The sequence below is a fragment of the Rhodococcus sp. 5G237 genome (genome assembly GCF_053764735.1).
In genome coordinates, this window is sequence record NZ_JBSNCD010000008.1 from 1 (window position 1) to 17,733 (window position 17,733).

The window sequence follows — 17,733 nt, forward strand, 5'->3', positions numbered from 1 at the left end:
GCAGGAGTTGGCGGCCCGTCTCGATACCGGCACCGCCGGTGCCGGGGTCGGGAGTGTGGTGTTGGCGGCGCGGCAGCGTCCGGAGCGGGTGCCGTTGTCGTTGGCGCAGCAACGCATGTGGTTCCTCAATCGACTCGAACCGCATTCCGCCGTGAACAACATCCCTGTGGCCATTCGTCTTTCGGGACGTCTGGACGTCGATGCGCTGCAGGCGGCGGTCTCCGACGTGGTGGAACGTCACGAATCGCTCCGCACCGTCTACCCCGAGATCGACGGTGTCGGCTACCAGCAGGTGCTGCCCGTCGCGGACGCGGTCGTCGAGGTCCGTCCCGAGACCGTCGGAGCCGACGAGGTCCCGGCCCGGGTCGCCGAAGCGGTCACTACCGGTTTCGATGTGACGCAGCAGGTTCCGATCCGAGTGCGCCTGTTCTCCGTGGCCCCGGACGAGCACGTGCTCGTCGTCGTGGTGCACCACATCTCCGCCGACGGCTACTCGATGGGACCGCTGACCCGCGACGTGGTGACGGCCTACGCCGCGCGTGTCGCGGGCGGGGAACCCGGATGGGCACCGCTCGAGGTGCAGTACGCGGACTACACACTCTGGCAGCGCGAGGTCCTCGGCGAGGAGTCCGACCCCGAGTCGCTCATGGCGCGCGAGACGGACTTCTGGACGCGGACCCTCGCGGATCTGCCCGAAGAGGCGACGCTGCCGTCCGATCGTCCCCGGCCGGCCGTCGCGAGCTATCGGGGTGCCTCGCACCGACTCACCCTCGGCGAGCGGGTCCGCGCAGCGATCGCCGATCTCGCCCGCCGCAGCGGCGCAACGGAATTCATGGTCGTCCACGCCGCGCTCGCCGTGCTTCTCGCCCGGCTCGGCGGTGACGACGACATCACCATCGGCACTCCCGTCGCCGGCCGCGGCGACGCCGCGCTCGACGATCTGGTGGGCATGTTCGTCAACACCCTGGTGCTGCGTACACCCGTCGAACCCGATGCGTCCTTCGGTGATTTCCTCGACTCGGTGCGCACGGCCGACCTCGAGGCGTTCACCCATGCCGACGTGCCGTTCGAGCGGCTCGTCGAGGTGCTCGATCCGCCTCGTTCGCAGGCGCGCCACCCGCTCTTCCAGGTGATGCTCACCTTCCAGAACATGCCGGTCTCGCAGCTGGAACTGCCCGAGCTGACCGTCTCCGGTATCGACTTCGACGCGCAGGTCGCCAAGTTCGATCTGCAGGTCACCGTCGCGGATGTCGTCGACGCCGCCGGCGATCCTTCCGGCCTCGTGGTGGAATTCAACTACGCCACCGAACTGTTCGATCATCAGACCGTCGCCGCTGTCGGAGAACGGTTCTCGCGGATCCTCGAGGCGGTCACCACCGATCCGCGCGTCGCGGTCGGCGACGTGCCGCTCGTCACCGACGGCGAGCTCGACCGCATCCTCACCGAGTGGAACACGCTCGGCGAGTCCGTCCCGGTCGCCGAACCGGCCACGCTCGCTGCCCGTTTCGACGTGGCCGTCCGCGCGCACGCCGCGAATGCCGCGGTGACCCACGGGGAGACGACCCTCACGTACGCCGAGCTCGGTGCCCGCGCGAACCGGATCGCACGCCGGCTCGTCGGCGCAGGCGTCGGACCGGGCACTCTCGTCGCGGTGGCCCTGCCGCGGACCGAGGACCTCGTGGTCGCTCTCACCGCGGTCGTGCTCTCCGGCGGCGCCTACCTGCCGATCGACACCGCTCACCCGCAGGACCGTGTGCGGTACATCCTCGACCAGGCGCGACCCCGCGTGATCCTCACCTCGGATGCACTCGGAGACGAGCCCGGAGCGGAGGCGTTGCGCGGCAGCGGAATCGAGATGCTCGACGTTGCCGCCGCACAGAACGACGCCTCGGTCTCGGCCGATCCGCTCACCGACGCCGACCGGATCGCGTCGCCGCAGCCGGACGATCTCGCGTATGTCATCTTCACCTCCGGTTCCACCGGCCGCCCCAAGGGCGTCGCCGTCACCCACCGGAACGTACTGACCCTGTTCGCCAACGCCGAGCCCCGCTTCGGCTTCGGCCCGGACGACGTGTGGACGCTGTTCCACTCCTACGCCTTCGACTTCTCGGTGTGGGAGCTGTGGGGACCGCTGCTGTACGGGGGCCGGCTCGTCGTCGTCGACTACCTCACCTCCCGGTCACCCGAGCTGTTCGCACAGCTCGTCCGCCGCGAGGGCGTCACGGTGCTCAACCAGACGCCCTCGGCGTTCTACCAGTTCGACGAGGCCGATCGCACTCTCGCCGCCGACACGGCACCGCTCGCGCTGCGCTACGTCGTCTTCGGCGGCGAGGCACTCGACCCGGCCCGGCTCGCGGGCTGGTTCGATCGTCACCCCGCCGGCCCACAACTGGTGAACATGTACGGCATCACCGAGACCACGGTGCACGTGTCGTACCAGCCCATCGACCGCACCCTCGCGAAGGCCGGTGCCGCCAGCGCGATCGGACGGTCGCTTCCCGGACTGGACGCCTACGTCCTCGACCGGCGCCTGCATCCCGTGCCCGCCGGCGTGCCGGGCGAGCTGTACATCTCCGGCGACCAGCTCTCCCGCGGATATCTCGGACGCCCCGACCTGACGGTCGCGCGCTTCGTCGCGAACCCCTTCGGTCGCGGTCGCCTCTACCGCACCGGCGACATCGCGCGGTGGAACGGTGAAGGCATCCTCGAATACGCGGGTCGCAGCGACTCGCAGGTCCAGCTCCGCGGCTTCCGCATCGAACTGGGCGAGATCGAGTCGCAGCTACTGCAGGCTCCGGGTGTCGCACAGGCCGTCGCCATGGTCCGGGACGACGGACTCGGCGAACGTCTCGTCGGTTACGTCGTCGCCCGCACCGGTGAGACCGTCGACGCGGCCGCGGTGCGCGCGCACGCGTCCGAATTCCTCACGGGGTACATGGTTCCCGATGTGGTGACCGTGCTCGACGAACTGCCGCTCACGGTGAACGGCAAGCTCGACCGGCGCGCTCTCCCCGCACCCCGCATCGACATCGACGCCGATCGTTTCCGCGAACCGGCCACCGAATCGGAACGGATCGTCGCGCAGGTCTGGACCGAGGTGCTGGGCATCGAACGCGTCGGTGCCGACGACTCGTTCTTCGACCTCGGCGGCAACTCCCTCGTCGCGACGCGGGTCGTCGCGCGCATCAACGAGGCGACCGGAGCGAGCCTGGCCATCCGGGAACTGTTCGAGGATCCCACCGTCGAGGGTCTGGCGGCGCGCGTCGACGCCGGCGGTTCCGATCGGGCTGTGCCGGAACTCGTCGCACGGCCGCGTCCCGATCGCATCCCGCTCTCGCTCGCGCAGCAGCGCATGTGGGTGCTCAACCAGCTCGATCCGGGCTCCGCGAGCTACAACATCCCGCTCGCCATCCGCTTGCGGGGTGCGCTCGACATCGATGCGCTGACCGCAGCGGTGCGCGACGTCGTCGAGCGGCACGAGACGTTGCGCACCGTCTACGCGCAGGACGAGCAGGGCCCGTTCCAGAAGATTCTGGATGCGGAGTCGATGCCGCTGCTCGAGGTGGTGCGGGTGGCCTCCGAGCAGGAGGCCTTCGAGGCCGTGGTCGAGGTCGCCTCGCAGGGATTCGACGTGTCCTCCGAGCCGCCCGTGCGCGGTCGCCTCGTCTCGATCTCTGCCGGCGGCAGCGCCGGCCCGGTCGTCTCCGACGATCATGTCCTCGCGCTCGTGGTGCACCACATCTCGGCCGACGGTGCCTCGCTCGTGCCGTTGGCGCGCGACCTCATGGAGGCCTACGTCGCCCGGCTGTCCGGATCGCGCCCCGACCGGCCACCGCTCGAGGTGCAGTACGCGGACTTCGCGGCGTGGCAGCAGGAGACCTTCGGCGACGCCGAGAACTCCGACTCGCCGGCCGGCCGCCAGCTCGCCTACTGGAAGCAACAGCTGGCCGGGGTACCGGACCTGCTCGACCTGCCCACCGACCGGCCGCGCCCCGCGGTACCGAGCCTGCGCGGGGCCACCGTCTTCACCGAGGTCGACGCGTCGACCCGGCAGCAGCTCGAGGCACTGGCGACCGAGAACCGCGCGTCGTTGTTCATGGTCGTCCACGCCGCGCTCGCCGTGCTGCTCGCGCGGATGAGCGGTTCGCGGGACATCGTCGTGGGAACCGCTGTCGCGGGACGCGGCTCGCGGGTGCTCGACGACATCGTCGGCATGTTCGTGAACACACTCGCGCTGCGCACGGACGTCGATCCGGGCGCGCATTTCGCCGACATCCTCGGACAGGCGCGCACCGCCGATCTCGAAGCGTTCGCGCACGCCGACATCCCGTTCGAGCGCATCGTCGACGAGGTCGTCGCCACCCGGTCGCCGGCACGTCATCCCGTCTTCCAGACGATGCTCTCGTTCCAGAACCTCGAACCCGCCCGGCTCGACCTGCCCGAGCTCACGGTGGAAGCACTCGATTCGGGGGTGCTCGCCGCGAAGTTCGACCTGCAGGTGACCGTGGAGCCGCTCGCCGGCGACGACGGCATGCGGATCGCACTCACCTACGCCGCCGACCTCTTCGACGAGACGACGGCGCAGGCACTCGCGCAACGCTTCGTGACGGTCCTCGACGCCGTTGCCGCCGATCCCGGTTCGGTGGTCGGCGACATCGAGGTCCGGACCGAGACCGAGCGCGAGGCGGCCACCACCGCGGTCGCCGCTCCGGTGCGGGAAACCGCTCTCGAGACGGTCGACCGGACCGTCGTCCAAGAGCTGCAGATCGCGGTCGAGTCCGATCCCGAGGCGCCCGCCGTGGTGGTGGGCGACACCGAGCTCGGCTTCGTCGACGTCGAGCGCCGGTCGTCGCAGTGGGCCCGGTACCTCATCTCCCGTGGAGCGGGTCCGGGTCGCACCGTCGCCGTCGACCTTCCGGTCGGTCCCGAACTGGTCGTCGCGGTGTGGGCCGCCGTCAAGACGGGAGCCGCCGTCACGGTCGACCCCGCGGTCACCGCAGATCACGTGCTGACCACCCTCACACGCAGCGACGATCTGCCGTCCTCGGTCGCGGGGACGTTCGTCGACGATCCGGAGACGCTCGCCCTCGTCGCGGAGCAGCCGACCCGTTCGATCGCGTACACCGACCGTTCCGGCGTCCTCGGCCCCGACGACACGGCCGTCCGGACCAGTGAACTCGATCTCACCCACGGTGCGGTCGTCGCGGCGCTGCGGCGCGGCCGGAAGGGCCTCGATCTGACCTACGAGTCGCGGGTCCTTCTCGCCGGTTCCCGCCTCGACCAGTGGACGGTCTTCGCCGTCCTGGCCGCGGCGATCACCGGCGCCGTCGTCGTTCCCGCCGGTCCCGACCATGATCCGGGCATCCTCGTCGACGAGGAGTGGGTGACCCACGGCTTCGTCCCGGCCGAGGAACTCGCCGCTCTGCCCGACACCGAGGACCTCGTGGCGGTCGTCGTCACGGACGGACCGGTGCACGACGGTGCGGAGCTGTCTGCCGGTCTCGCCGGCAAACTCTCCGACCTGCGTTCCCCCTGGGTCCTGCAGGAATGATTGCGGAAAGGTAACTTTACTTACCGGCCGAGTTCGTTCGGGGCGTCCACGGCCGGAAGGAGAGCTGTTCCGTGTTGCACAAAGGTCTTGTCGGGGGCCGAGCACGCTCGGGGACGCGCACACGGATGGGGGAACCCACCGCATGAGGGCACGGAGCCAGGACCGTGCTCGCCCTCGTGCTCCGCGTATGACCCGTGGTCGTCGTGGTGTGTTGTTGCCGCAGTTGTTGGTGTCGGCGGTGGAGTCCGCGGGTGATGCGGTGGCGGTGGTGGAGGGTTCTCGGTCGTTGTCGTATCGGGAGCTCGATGCGGTGTCGTCGCGGTGGGCGCGGTGGTTGATCGGTCGTGGGGTGGGGCCGGGGGATGCGGTGGTGGTGGCGGTGCCGCGGTCGCTCGAGTCGGTGGTGGTGTTGTGGGCGGTGGCGAAGTCGGGGGCGACTTTTGTGCCGGTGGATCCGGGTTATCCGGCCGAGCGGGTGCAGTTCATGGTGGCCGATTCGGGTGCGGTGTTGGCGTTGACGGTGGCGTCGGTGGCGCAGGTGGTGGCTGAGGCGGCGGGGTCGGTGCCGGTGGTGGCGGTCGACGAGGTGTCGGTGGCTGCGCAGGTGGGGCAGTTGTCGTCGCGTCCGGTGTCGTATGCGGATCGGGTGCGTTCGCTCGAGCTGTCGGATGCGGCGTGGATGATCTATACCTCGGGGTCGACGGGGCGGCCGAAGGGTGTGGTGGTCTCGCATGCCGGTGTCGGTGGGGTGGTGTCGGCCGAGCGTGAGCATTTCGGGGTCGATGCTTCGTCGCGGGTGTTGCATGTGTGTTCGCCGAGTTTCGATGTGTCGTTGCTCGAGTTGGGGGTGGGGTTCTCGGCGGGGGCGACGGTGGTGGTGGCGCCGGCGGGGGTCGGTGGTGGTCCGGATCTGGCGGATGTGATTGCGTCGCAGTCGGTGTCGCATGTGTTCATGACGCCGGGTGCGTTGGGGTCGATGGATCCTGCGGGCTTGGACGATCTGCGTGTGGTGGTGGTGGCGGGGGAGTCGTTCACCCCGGATCTGGTGCGGCGGTGGTCGGTGCCGGGTCGGCGGCGGTTCTTCAATGCCTATGGTCCGACGGAGACGACGATTCTGGCGACCTCGTCGGCGGAGTTGGTGTCCGATGCGCCGGTGGTGATCGGGTCGGCGATCGCGGGGGTGGGGGCGTTCGTGCTCGATGAGCGGTTGCGTCCGGTGCCCGAGGGTGTGGTCGGTGAGTTGTATGTGGCCGGGGCGCAGGTGGCGCGGGGTTATCACGGTCGGTTCGGGTTGACCGCGGCGCGGTTCGTAGCCGATCCGTTCACTCCGGGGGCTCGGATGTATCGGACGGGGGATCTGGTGCGTCGCGGCGGTGATGGGGTGTTCGAGTATGTGGGGCGTAGTGATTTCCAGGTCAAGATCCGGGGGTTCCGGATCGAGCTGGGGGAGATCGATGCGGTGTTGTCGTCGGTGCCGGGGGTCGGTTTCGCGGTGACGGTGGGGGCGGCGTTGGCGTCGGGGGAGTCGGCGTTGGTGTCGTATGTGGTGCCCGAGGTGGGGGTGGTGCTCGATCCGGCGCAGGTGCGTGCGTCGGTGGGGGAGGTGTTGCCCGGTTATATGGTGCCGTCGTCGGTGACGGTGCTCGACGAGGTGCCGTTGACGCCGGTGGGGAAGGTCGATCGGGCGGCGTTGCCGGCGCCGGTGTTCGAGGTGGCCGAGTATCGGGCTCCGCGGACGCCGGTGGAGGTGGCCGTGGCCGAGGAGGTCGCGCAGGTGCTGGGGGTCGAGCGGGTCGGGTTGGATGATTCGTTCGTCGATCTCGGTGGTAATTCGTTGGCGGCGACGCGGTTGGTGGCGCGGTTGTCGGCGCGGTTGGGGTATCGGGTGGCGGTGCCGGTGGTGTTCGAGGCGTCGTCGGTGCAGGAGTTGGCGGCCCGTCTCGATACCGGCACCGCCGGTGCCGGGGTCGGGAGTGTGGTGTTGGCGGCGCGGCAGCGTCCGGAGCGGGTGCCGTTGTCGTTGGCGCAGCAACGCATGTGGTTCCTCGGACGATTCGATTCCTCTGCGGCATACAACATTCCGATCATCGTCCGGCTTACCGGAGATCTCGATGCCGCGGCGATGCAGGCGGCGGTCCGCGATCTCGTCGTTCGGCACGAGACACTCCGCACCGTCTACCCCGAGATCGACGGTGTCCCGGTGCAGGAGGTCCTCCCGGTCGAGGCGTTCCTACCGGACCTCCTGCCCGTCGAAGTCGAATCCGACGCCGTACGGTCCGAGGTCGACGCCGTCCTCTCGACCCGATTCGACGTCACCCGTGAGGTTCCGGTCCTGGCCCGACTGCTGCGTTGCGGCAGCAGTGCCGAAAGCGACCGTGACGCAACGGAACACGTGCTCGTCGTGGTCGTCCACCACATCGCCGCCGACGGAGCGTCGCTCGCGCCGCTGACCCGCGACCTCGCCGCCTTCTATGCCGCCCGCGCGACCGGGACCACGGCCGAGTTGCCGCCGCTGGCCGTCCAGTACGCGGATTACGCCCTGTGGCAACGGGATGCGCTCGGTGATGCATCCGACCCTGAATCGATCGCCGCGCGGCAACTCGACTACTGGCGGCGCGCCCTCGACGGGTTGCCCGACCAGCTCGATCTGCCCACCGACCGTCCCCGGCCGACCGTGCAGTCGCACCGCGGGGGCAGTGTCGACGTCGAGGTCGACGCCCACGTCCACGAGCAGTTGCGCGAACTCGCCGCGCGTCACGGTGCGACCCCGTTCATGGTCGCCCAGGCCGCCTTCGCGGTGATGCTCGCCCGGTTGTCGGCGACGCGCGACATCGCCATCGGTACCCCCGTCGCCGGGCGCACCGATCCGCTGCTCGACGACCTCATCGGCATGTTCGTCAACACCCTCGTCTTCCGGACCGTCGTGGACCCCGCCGAATCCTTCGACGAACTCCTCGACCGCAGTCGCGCGACGGTGCTGGAGGCCTTCGACCACGCCGACCTGCCGTTCGAGCGGCTCGTCGAAGCGCTCGATCCGGCCCGATCCCTGGCACGGCACCCGCTCTTCCAGGTGGGCCTGTCGTTCCAGAACCTCGCACCGTCCCGGCTCGACCTTCCCGGTCTGTCCGTCGAGAGTCTGGTCCCCGACACCCGTATCTCGCAGTTCGACCTGCATCTGCTCGTCGGCGAACGCGTCGACCAGGATGGACGGTGCGGTGGGCTGGCGGGTCGGCTCACGTATGCGGCCGACCTGTTCGACGAGGAGACCGCCCGCTCGTTCTCGTCCATGTTCACGCGCGTGCTCGCCGCACTCGTGGACTGCCCGTCACGTCCCGTCGGCGATGCCGACATGATCGGAGAGAGCGAGCGGACCAGGCTGCTCGACATCGGCAGGGGAGAGCACTGCAGTCCGGACGCATCCGTCCTTCCCGATCCGTTCCGGGCGCACGCCGATCGTCGCCCCGATGCGATCGCCCTCGTCCACGAGGGAACGTCGGTGTCCTACAGGGAATTCGACGAGCGCGTCAACCGGTGTGCGCGTGCGCTGATCGCGGCCGGTGTCGGCCCCGAGACCCGGGTCGGCCTCATGATCGGGCAATCCGTCGAGCTGGTCGTCGCGATGTACGCGGTGTCCGTCGCCGGCGGAGCCTACGTTCCACTCGACCCCTCCCTGCCGTCCGGACGCATCGCGCAGATCGTCGCGGCCGCCGAACCCGCCGTCGTCGTACGTGCGGGTGGGGCCTCCGCGGCCGTCGATCTCGGCGGTGCCGCGGTGATCGACGTCGACGATCCCGCCCATGCCGGACTGTCCGCAGCGCCGGTGACCGATGCCGAGCGGCTCGCCCCGCTGCGACCGGAGAACATCGCGTACGTCCTGTTCACCTCCGGTTCGACGGGGGTCCCCAAGGGTGTTGCGGTCACCCATCGTGCGGTCACCAATCAGATGCGCTGGCTGCGAGAACGGTTCGATCTCGGACCCGACGACGTGTCGGTCCTGCACACCCCGGCGACCTTCGACCTGTCGGTCTGGGAGTTCTGGGGCTGGTCGACGTGCGGTGGTCGGCTGGTGATCGCCGACCGGGGACGCCACCCCGACCCCCGCGCCATGATCGCCCTGCTCGAACGCGAACGGGTCACCACCTTCCACGGGGTTCCGACGATGCTCGGCATGCTCCTGTCGGGCGTCGAGGATCGACTTCCGTCGACGTTGCAGCGTGTGCTGTCCATCGGCGAGTCCCTGCCCGCCGCGACCGCGCGGGAGTTCGCGGCCCGCAGCGACGCCGAACTGGTCAATCTCTACGGACCGACGGAAGCGGCCGTCTCGGTGACCGATCACCCGGTGACCGACGCCGACGTCCATGGCGTGCCGATCGGGACACCGGTGTGGAACACGGGCGTCCACGTGCTCGACGACCGCCTCGGTGCGGTCCCGCTCGGCGCGGTCGGGGAGTTGTACCTGTCCGGCGAGCAACTCGCGCGCGGCTACGTCGCGCGGGCAGGTGAGACCGCCGGCCGGTTCGTCGCCGACCCCTTCGGCAGCGGAGGGCGTCTCTACCGGACCGGGGACCTGGTGCGCTGGGTGACGACCGCACGCGGACCCGAACTCGACTACGTCGGTCGCCGGGATCTCCAGGTGAAGATCCGTGGGTTCCGGATCGAGCTCGGTGAGATCGAGGACGCCCTCCGGGCATGCCCCGGCGTCGCTGCCGCGGCGGCAACGGTGCAGCAGGACGCACATCGTGGCGACCGCGTGGTGGCCTTCGTGGTCACCTCGGACGGCACCGCACCGGACACCGCCGCCCTGCGGACCTCGCTCGGCGAACGGTTACCGAACTACATGGTCCCGGCCGACATCCGCGCGATCGACTGCCTGCCGAAGGGGAGCACCGGCAAACTCGACCGGAACGCCCTCCCACTCGTCCCGGCCGCGCCGGCCGAGCACCGTCCGCCCGCCACCGCCGTCGAATCCGCCGTTGCGAAGGTGTTCGGGAAGGTCCTCGGCATCGAGTCGGTCGGACGTGACGACGACTTCTTCCGCTCGGGCGGTACCTCGTTGGTCGCGGTCCGGGCGGTCAGCGAACTCGCGGCGGCGCTGGAGCGTCCCGTGCCTCTCGAGTGGCTGTTCGCCCACCCCGTCGTCGCCGAACTGGCGGAGCGGATCGAACGCAGCGAGCGCGACGGTGAGGAGTCGGCGTCCACGGCGTTCGACGTCGTGTTCCCCCTGCGCACGGGACCCGCCTTCGGTGAGCCGGTCTTCTTCGTCCACCCCGTCGTCGGCCTCGCCTGGGGATTCTCGAGGCTCGCGGAGTTCGTCGACGCCGGTCGTCCGGTCTACGGACTGCAGTCGCCCGCGCTGTCGGGCACCGAGGAGCTTCCCGGATCGATCCGGGAATGGGCTGCCCTGTACGTGGACGAGATCCGGTGCACACATCCCGACGGGCCCTACCACCTCGTCGGGTGGTCGATGGGCGGAGTGATCGCGCACGAGATGGCCGTGCAACTGCAACGACACGGGAGCTGCGTGGGCTCCCTCGTCCTGCTCGACGCGCACGTCCCGGCTCCGCTACCGGAGTCCGTCGATCCGCGGTCGGTGGCCCTCGCGGCACTGAACGGTCTCGACAACGGTGACCGCGCCACGCCGAACGTCGGGGATATCACATCGATTCTCGGGCGTGCCGAACACGGCGGCGACGTCTTCCCGTCCGTCGAGTCGTTGCTCGCCGGTATCGGCCACTCGTTCGACGTCCTCGAACGGCATCTGCCGGAACGCTTCGAGGGCGACCTGCTCTTCGTGGGGTCGCGGAGTTCGCCGTCGCCGGAAGACGATTCCCGGCGGGACTGGACCGAGTTCGTCACCGGACGGGTGCACCGCCACGACATCGACGTGTCCCACTGGGCGATGACGGGAGAGCATGCATGTCGCACCGTCGGCCCGCTCCTCGCCGCCTGGTGCAACCGCCGCGTATGTCCGAATTGTGAAGCCTATGAGCGCGACTCGACACTCCGTGTCGGCGATTGAAGTGGCAGCGTCTGTACTACTGTGCAAAACTCGTGTAGTTCGGCGAACGTGATTCGGCAGTCGGGGGCCTGATCACGTCGATGCGCTAGGACGCGCGCCTGTTTCGGCGTGCGTTCATCAGCCGTACCGTCCCCCGGCGCGAAGCGGGGAGTGGTATGACGACGAATGCGATGGACTTCGACTCGGCCCACTCGGACGAGGGATCCGTTTCCGGGATCCGTACGTCGAGCAGGCCTCGGAGATTGCGCCGCAGCGCACCGACCGCATCGTTGCCCCATCTGCTCGCCGTCGCCGTCGAACGGAATCCGGACGGTATCGCCGTCGTCTCCGAATCCGGCGCTCTCACCTACCGCGAACTCGACGCGGCATCGTCACGCCTTGCACGTCTTCTGATCTCGCGCGGAATCGGTCCCGAGGACCGCGTGGCGCCGTTCCTCACGCGTTCGCTCGAATCCGTCCTCGCTACCTGGGCGGTGGCGAAGACCGGCGCGGCGTTCGTGCCCGTCGACCCCACCTATCCCGCCGATCGCATCGCCTACATGCTGGACGATTCGGGGGCCGGGCTCGTCCTGACCACCGAGGAACACGCCGGCACGCTGCCCGGTGAGGTACCCGCACTCGTGCTCGACTCGGCCGAGGTGCGCGACGAATCGGCCGGGATGTCCTCGGAGCCCGTCTTCTTCGACGAGCGACGCGGTGTCGTCCGTGCGGAGAACGCGGCGTACGTCATCTACACCTCCGGCTCCACCGGTCGCCCCAAGGGCGTCGTGGTGACGCATTCGGGGCTCGCCAACTTCTGCGCCGAACAGGTGGAGCGCTACGGACTCTCGCCGCAGTCGCGCACATTGCATTTCGCGTCACCGAGTTTCGACGCCTCCGTGCTGGAACTCCTGCTGGCGGTGGGTGCGTCGTCGACGATGGTCGTCGCCCCGCTGACCGTCTTCGGCGGGTCGGAGTTCGCGGATGTCGTGCGGAAGCACGGGGTCACACACGCATTCGTCACACCCGCAGCGCTGGCCTCGGTGGACCCGGCCGGTCTCGAGGTACTCGGCACCGTCGCGGTGGGCGGCGAGGCGTGCCCGCCCGAACTCGTGACGCGATGGGCGCCGGGCCGCCGCTTCCACAACGTCTACGGACCCACCGAGACGACCATCGTCTCGAACATCTCCGAACCCCTCACCCCGGGCGACCGGGTGACGATCGGACCTCCCATCGGCAATGTCACGGAGACCGTGCTCGATTCGCGACTCCACCCCGTCCCCGTCGGTGTCGCGGGCGAACTCTACACAGCAGGGCCGGGGGTGGCCCGCGGGTATCTCGGTCGCCCAGGGCTCACCGCAGCGCGATTCGTCGCAGCGCCGGGAGGTGCGCGGATGTACCGCACCGGCGACGTCGTGCGCGGACCCGAGACGCCCTCGTCGGGCATCGTCTACGTGGGCCGTAACGACTTCCAGGTCAAGGTCCGCGGATTCCGCATCGAACTCGGGGAGATCGACGCCGCACTCGCGTCGCACCCGGGGGTCGACTTCGCCCTCACCGTCGGCCGCGAGACCCCTGCCGGGGAGACCCAACTCGTCTCCTACGTGCACGGCACCGACGGCCCGCCCGATCCGGGCAGCCTCGTCGAACACGTCGCCGGCGTGCTCCCGACGTACATGGTCCCCGCCGCGGTCGTGCCCCTCGACCGCATCCCGCTGACCCCCTCCGGCAAGGTCGACCGCGCGGCACTTCCCGAGGTGGGAACGACCGTCGCCGAATTCCGCGCTCCCGTCACCGCTTCCGAGAAGGCCGTCGCCGATGTCTTCGCCGATGTCCTCGGTGTGGACCGGGTCGGACTCGATGACGACTTCTTCGATCTCGGCGGCAACTCGCTCCTCGCGACGTCCGTCGTCGGCCGCCTCCGGGCGCGTCTCGGCGTCACCGTCCGCGCGGCCGCGCTGTTCGACGAGCCGACCGTCGCGGCACTCGCCCGGCACCTCGACGCGGCCGGCTCCGATCGCGCGGTACCGCTCGTCGCCGGCCCGCGACCCGCACACCTGCCGCTGTCCTACGCGCAACAGCGCATGTGGTTCCTCAACCGCCTCGATCCCGAATCCGCCCTGTACAACATCCCTCTCGCGGTGCGTCTGACCGGTGGACTCGACGTCGACGCGATGCGCGCGGCGTTCGCCGACCTCGTCGAGCGCCACGAGACCCTCCGTACCGTCTACCCCGAGATCGACGGTGTGGGTGAGCAGCGCATCCTCGAACCGGGAGCACGCGTCGTCGACGTTCCGGTCGAGCAGGTGCCCGCCGGCGAGTTGCCGGAGCATCTCGCGCGCGTCGCGGGCCGCGGATTCGACGTCACGGCCGAGGTTCCGGTCCGTGCGCACCTGTTCGCGACCGCACCCGACGAGCACGTGCTCGTTCTCGTCCTGCACCACATCGCCGGCGACGGCACCTCGCTCGCGCCGCTCGTGCGCGACCTCGTCACCGCGTACACCGCACGTGTCGGTGGGCACGCGCCCGACTGGGCGCCGCTGCCGGTGCAGTACGCCGACTACACGCTGTGGCAACGGGAGGTCCTCGGCACCGACGACGACCCCGAATCGATCGCGGGCCGTCAGCTCGCGTACTGGACGGACGCGCTCGCCGGTGTCCCCGAGCATCTCGATCTCGCCACCGACCACGTGCGACCTGCGATCCTCGGCGCGGGCGGCGGTGCCGTGCGCGTCGAACTCGAGGACGACGTCCACGAGGCGATCACCGGCCTCGCCCGCCGGGCGGGAACCACCCCGTTCATGGTCGTGCACGCCGCACTCGCCGCACTCCTCGCACGCCTGTCGAACACCCACGACGTCGTGATCGGGACCCCGGTCGCCGGGCGTTCGGCGCCCGAACTCGACGGTGTCGTGGGCATGTTCGTCAACATGCTCGCGCTGCGCACCGAGGTCGATCTCGGCGGCACCTTCGCCGATCTGCTCGAGCAGGCCCGCACCGTCGACATCGACGCCTTCGACCACGCCGACATCCCGTTCGAACGGCTCGTCGAGGTGCTCGACCCCGTTCGGTCGCCGTCCCGGCACCCCCTCTTCCAGGTCGGGTTGTCGTACCACAACTTCACCATCGACACGCTCGAGCTGCCGGGCCTGCGTGTGGAGGCGCTCGACGCGTCGTCCTCGTCGGTCCGTTTCGACCTGCACGTGACGATCGTCGACAAGGGCATCGACGGCGGGCCGGGTGGATTCGACATCGAATTCGGTTACGCCACCGACCTGTTCGAGGAAGCCTCGATCCGGCGAATGGTCGACCGCTACCTGCGCATCCTGCGCTCCGTCGCCGAGGACGCCGACGTCGTCGTCGGCGACATCGACCTGCACGAGCCCGACCAGCTCGCCGCGATGCTCGAAGCCTGGGAGGCCGAGCAGATCGCGGTGGGCCCCGGCCGGACCCTCGCCGACCTGTTCGACGATCAGGCCCGCACGACGCCCACGGCATGCGCGCTCGTCGACGCGAACGGCGAACTCACCTACGGGGACTTCGCGGACCGGGTCCGACGCCTCGCGCGGATGCTGATCGAGCACGGCGTCGGTCCCGAGACGGTCGTCGCGCTCCCGATCCGACGTTCGATCGACCTCGTCGTCGCGATGTACGCGGTCGTCGAGGCCGGCGGCGCGTATCTGCCGCTCGACCCCGACCACCCGCGCGAACGCGTCGAGTACATCCTCGGATCCGCCGACCCCGCCTGCATCCTCACCACGAGCCGCGACCGCCTCGACCTGCCCGGCGACCGGCCGACCATCGAGGTCGACACCGTCGACCTCGCCGCCTACAGCGGCAAGGAGATCCGCAACGCCGACCGCCTCGCTCCGCTGCGCGCGAGCAACGCCGCCTACGTGATCTACACGTCCGGGTCGACGGGACGGCCGAAGGGCGTCGTCGTGCCGCACGAGGCGATCGTCAACCAGCTCGTCTGGAAGCGGAAGGAATACCGCCTCGGTGTGGGCGACGCCGTCCTGCTCAAGACCGCAGCGACCTTCGACCTGTCGGTGTGGGAGTTCTGGTCGTCGCTGACCTCCGGCGCGAAACTCGTCGTCGCCGCACCCGACGGCCACCGCGACCCGGCCTACCTCAACGACCTGATCCGCCGCGAGCACGTGACGACCCTGCACGTCGTGCCCTCGATGCTCGACGCGTTGCTCGACGACGCCGACGGAGAACTGCCCGACTCGCTGCGACGAGTGCTCGCGATCGGTGAGGTGCTTCCCGTCGACACGGCCGAACGCACCCTCGAACGGTCGGACACCGACCTCGTCAACCTGTACGGGCCGACGGAGGCGGCGGTCTCGGTGACCGCGCACCGCGTCACCGAGACGGGGGAGAGCTCGGTTCCGATCGGCGGCCCGATCCCCAACACGCAGGTCTTCGTCCTCGACGAGCGGCTGCACCCGGTGCCCCCGGGAGTGGCCGGGGAGCTCTACCTCGCAGGAACCCAGCTCGCGCGCGGCTACTCCGGCCGACCGGAACTGACCGCCGAGCGGTTCGTCGCCAACCCCTTCGGCGACCCCGGCACACGCCTGTACCGCACCGGCGACCTCGTGCGCTGGCGGTTCGACGACGATCAGCTGTCGGGCACGCTCGAATACCTCGACCGGGCCGACTTCCAGGTGAAGGTGCGTGGTTTCCGCATCGAGCTCGGGGAGATCGAGTCCGCGCTGCGGGCGCTGCCGCAGATCCGCGACGCGGTGGTGACGGTGCAGCACGGCGACCGGATCGTCGCCTTCGTCGTCCCCACCGGCGGAGCCCCCGACATCACCGCGATCCGCGGCGCGCTGGCGCGGACGCTGCCGTCCTACATGGTCCCGCAGGGCTTCGTGACCCTCGACGCCCTCCCGCTGAACGTCAACGGCAAGGTCGACCGCAAGGCCCTCCCGGAGGCGGAGGTCGTCACGGCGCCCTACCGCGCCCCGCGCACCGGCACGGAGGCGACGGTCGCGTCGGTCTACGCCGAAGTGCTCGGCAGCGACGACCCGGTCGGTCTCGACGACGACTTCTTCGGCATCGGCGGCAACTCGCTCAGCGCGGTCAAGGTCGCCGCGCGCCTGCGGGACCGCCTCGACGCCCACGTCGAGCTGCCGTGGCTGTTCCTGCACCCGGGTGTGGAGGAACTCGCCGCCCGGATCGACTCGCACAGCACGTCCGAGACGGACACGCTCGGGAGTGCCGGTCTCGACCCGCTGCTGCCGCTGCGTTCCGGTGGGGACGGTGCACCGGTGTTCTGCATCCACCCCGTCACCGGCCTCGCGTGGGGCTTCGCCGGTCTCGTGCCGTACCTCGGCGACCGTCCCGTCTACGGTCTGCAGTCGCCCGCGCTCGGCGAGGCGGGCAACCTGCCCGGCGACATCGGCGCCTGGGCGGACGAGTACGTCCGGCTCATCCGGCAGGCGCACCCGCACGGCCCCTACCATCTCGTCGGATGGTCCATGGGCGGCATCCTGGCCCACGCCGTCGCGGTCCGGCTGCGACGGGCGGGGGAGCAGGTCCCGACCCTCGCGATCCTCGACGCCTACCCCGAGACCGGGGCCGCGCGGACCGACGCGCAGCGCACCGCGGCCACCGCCCCGACGGTCGCGAACGTACTCGGCATCCCGGCCGAGGGCCCGGCTGCGGAGATCCCCCTCACCGAGCTCACCGCCGAGAGCGCGCAGCAGGTGGTGCAGGCTCTGCCGGCGCCGTTCGACAGCCTCTCCCCGGAACGGATCACCCGGATCGTCGAGGGCGTCCGGCACTCGTACTCGGTCCTCGCGACGCATCGTCCCGAGGTCTACGACGGTGACCTGACGGTCTTCGTCGCCGAGAGCGATCGTCCGATGTCCTCCACCGAGGCCTGGTATCCCTACGTGAACGGGCTGGTGACCACACGTGAGGTGCCGGTCTCCCATTGGGACATGGCCACCAGGAAGGCGTGGGCGGTCATCGGACCCGCCATCGGTCGCCGTCTCGACGAGAGGCGCTGACCGGCCACAACTCGACATCCCGCCACGGTGGGGCGGCCCGCGCCGGGTCGTCCCACCGTGGCGTGCGCGCCCACGGCCGTAACATGGCTCCTCGGCCACCGATGCTCTAATGGGCACATGACTGCCCGGTAACAACCGGGTGGCCGCGGCCGGAACGGGACGTACGA

General features: G+C 69.9%; 3 protein-coding genes. All 3 read left to right on the top strand.

Going from position 1 to position 17,733, the window contains the following annotated elements; translation table 11 throughout:
- On the top strand, positions 1–5,551 hold a 5,551-nt coding region (locus tag ACWPOC_RS19180), incomplete at its 5' end, for an amino acid adenylation domain-containing protein (protein WP_455409183.1).
- 187 nt (positions 5,552–5,738) lie between these two features.
- Positions 5,739–11,570, top strand: coding sequence for an amino acid adenylation domain-containing protein (locus tag ACWPOC_RS19185; RefSeq protein ID WP_455409184.1), 5,832 nt, complete (start codon positions 5,739–5,741; stop codon positions 11,568–11,570).
- Between the two features lie 155 nt (positions 11,571–11,725).
- Complete coding sequence (locus tag ACWPOC_RS19190; protein ID WP_120279967.1) at positions 11,726–17,566, top strand: non-ribosomal peptide synthetase; 5,841 nt, start codon at positions 11,726–11,728, stop codon at positions 17,564–17,566.
- Positions 17,567–17,733: the final 167 nt, after the last annotated feature.

What these genes read in the sequence shown, in the direction of transcription:
- ACWPOC_RS19190 (WP_120279967.1), top strand. Translation starts at nt 11,726, where the DNA reads ATGACGACGAATGCGATGGACTTCGACTCGGCCCACTCGGACGAGGGA.
- ACWPOC_RS19185 (WP_455409184.1), top strand. Translation starts at nt 5,739, where the DNA reads ATGACCCGTGGTCGTCGTGGTGTGTTGTTGCCGCAGTTGTTGGTGTCG.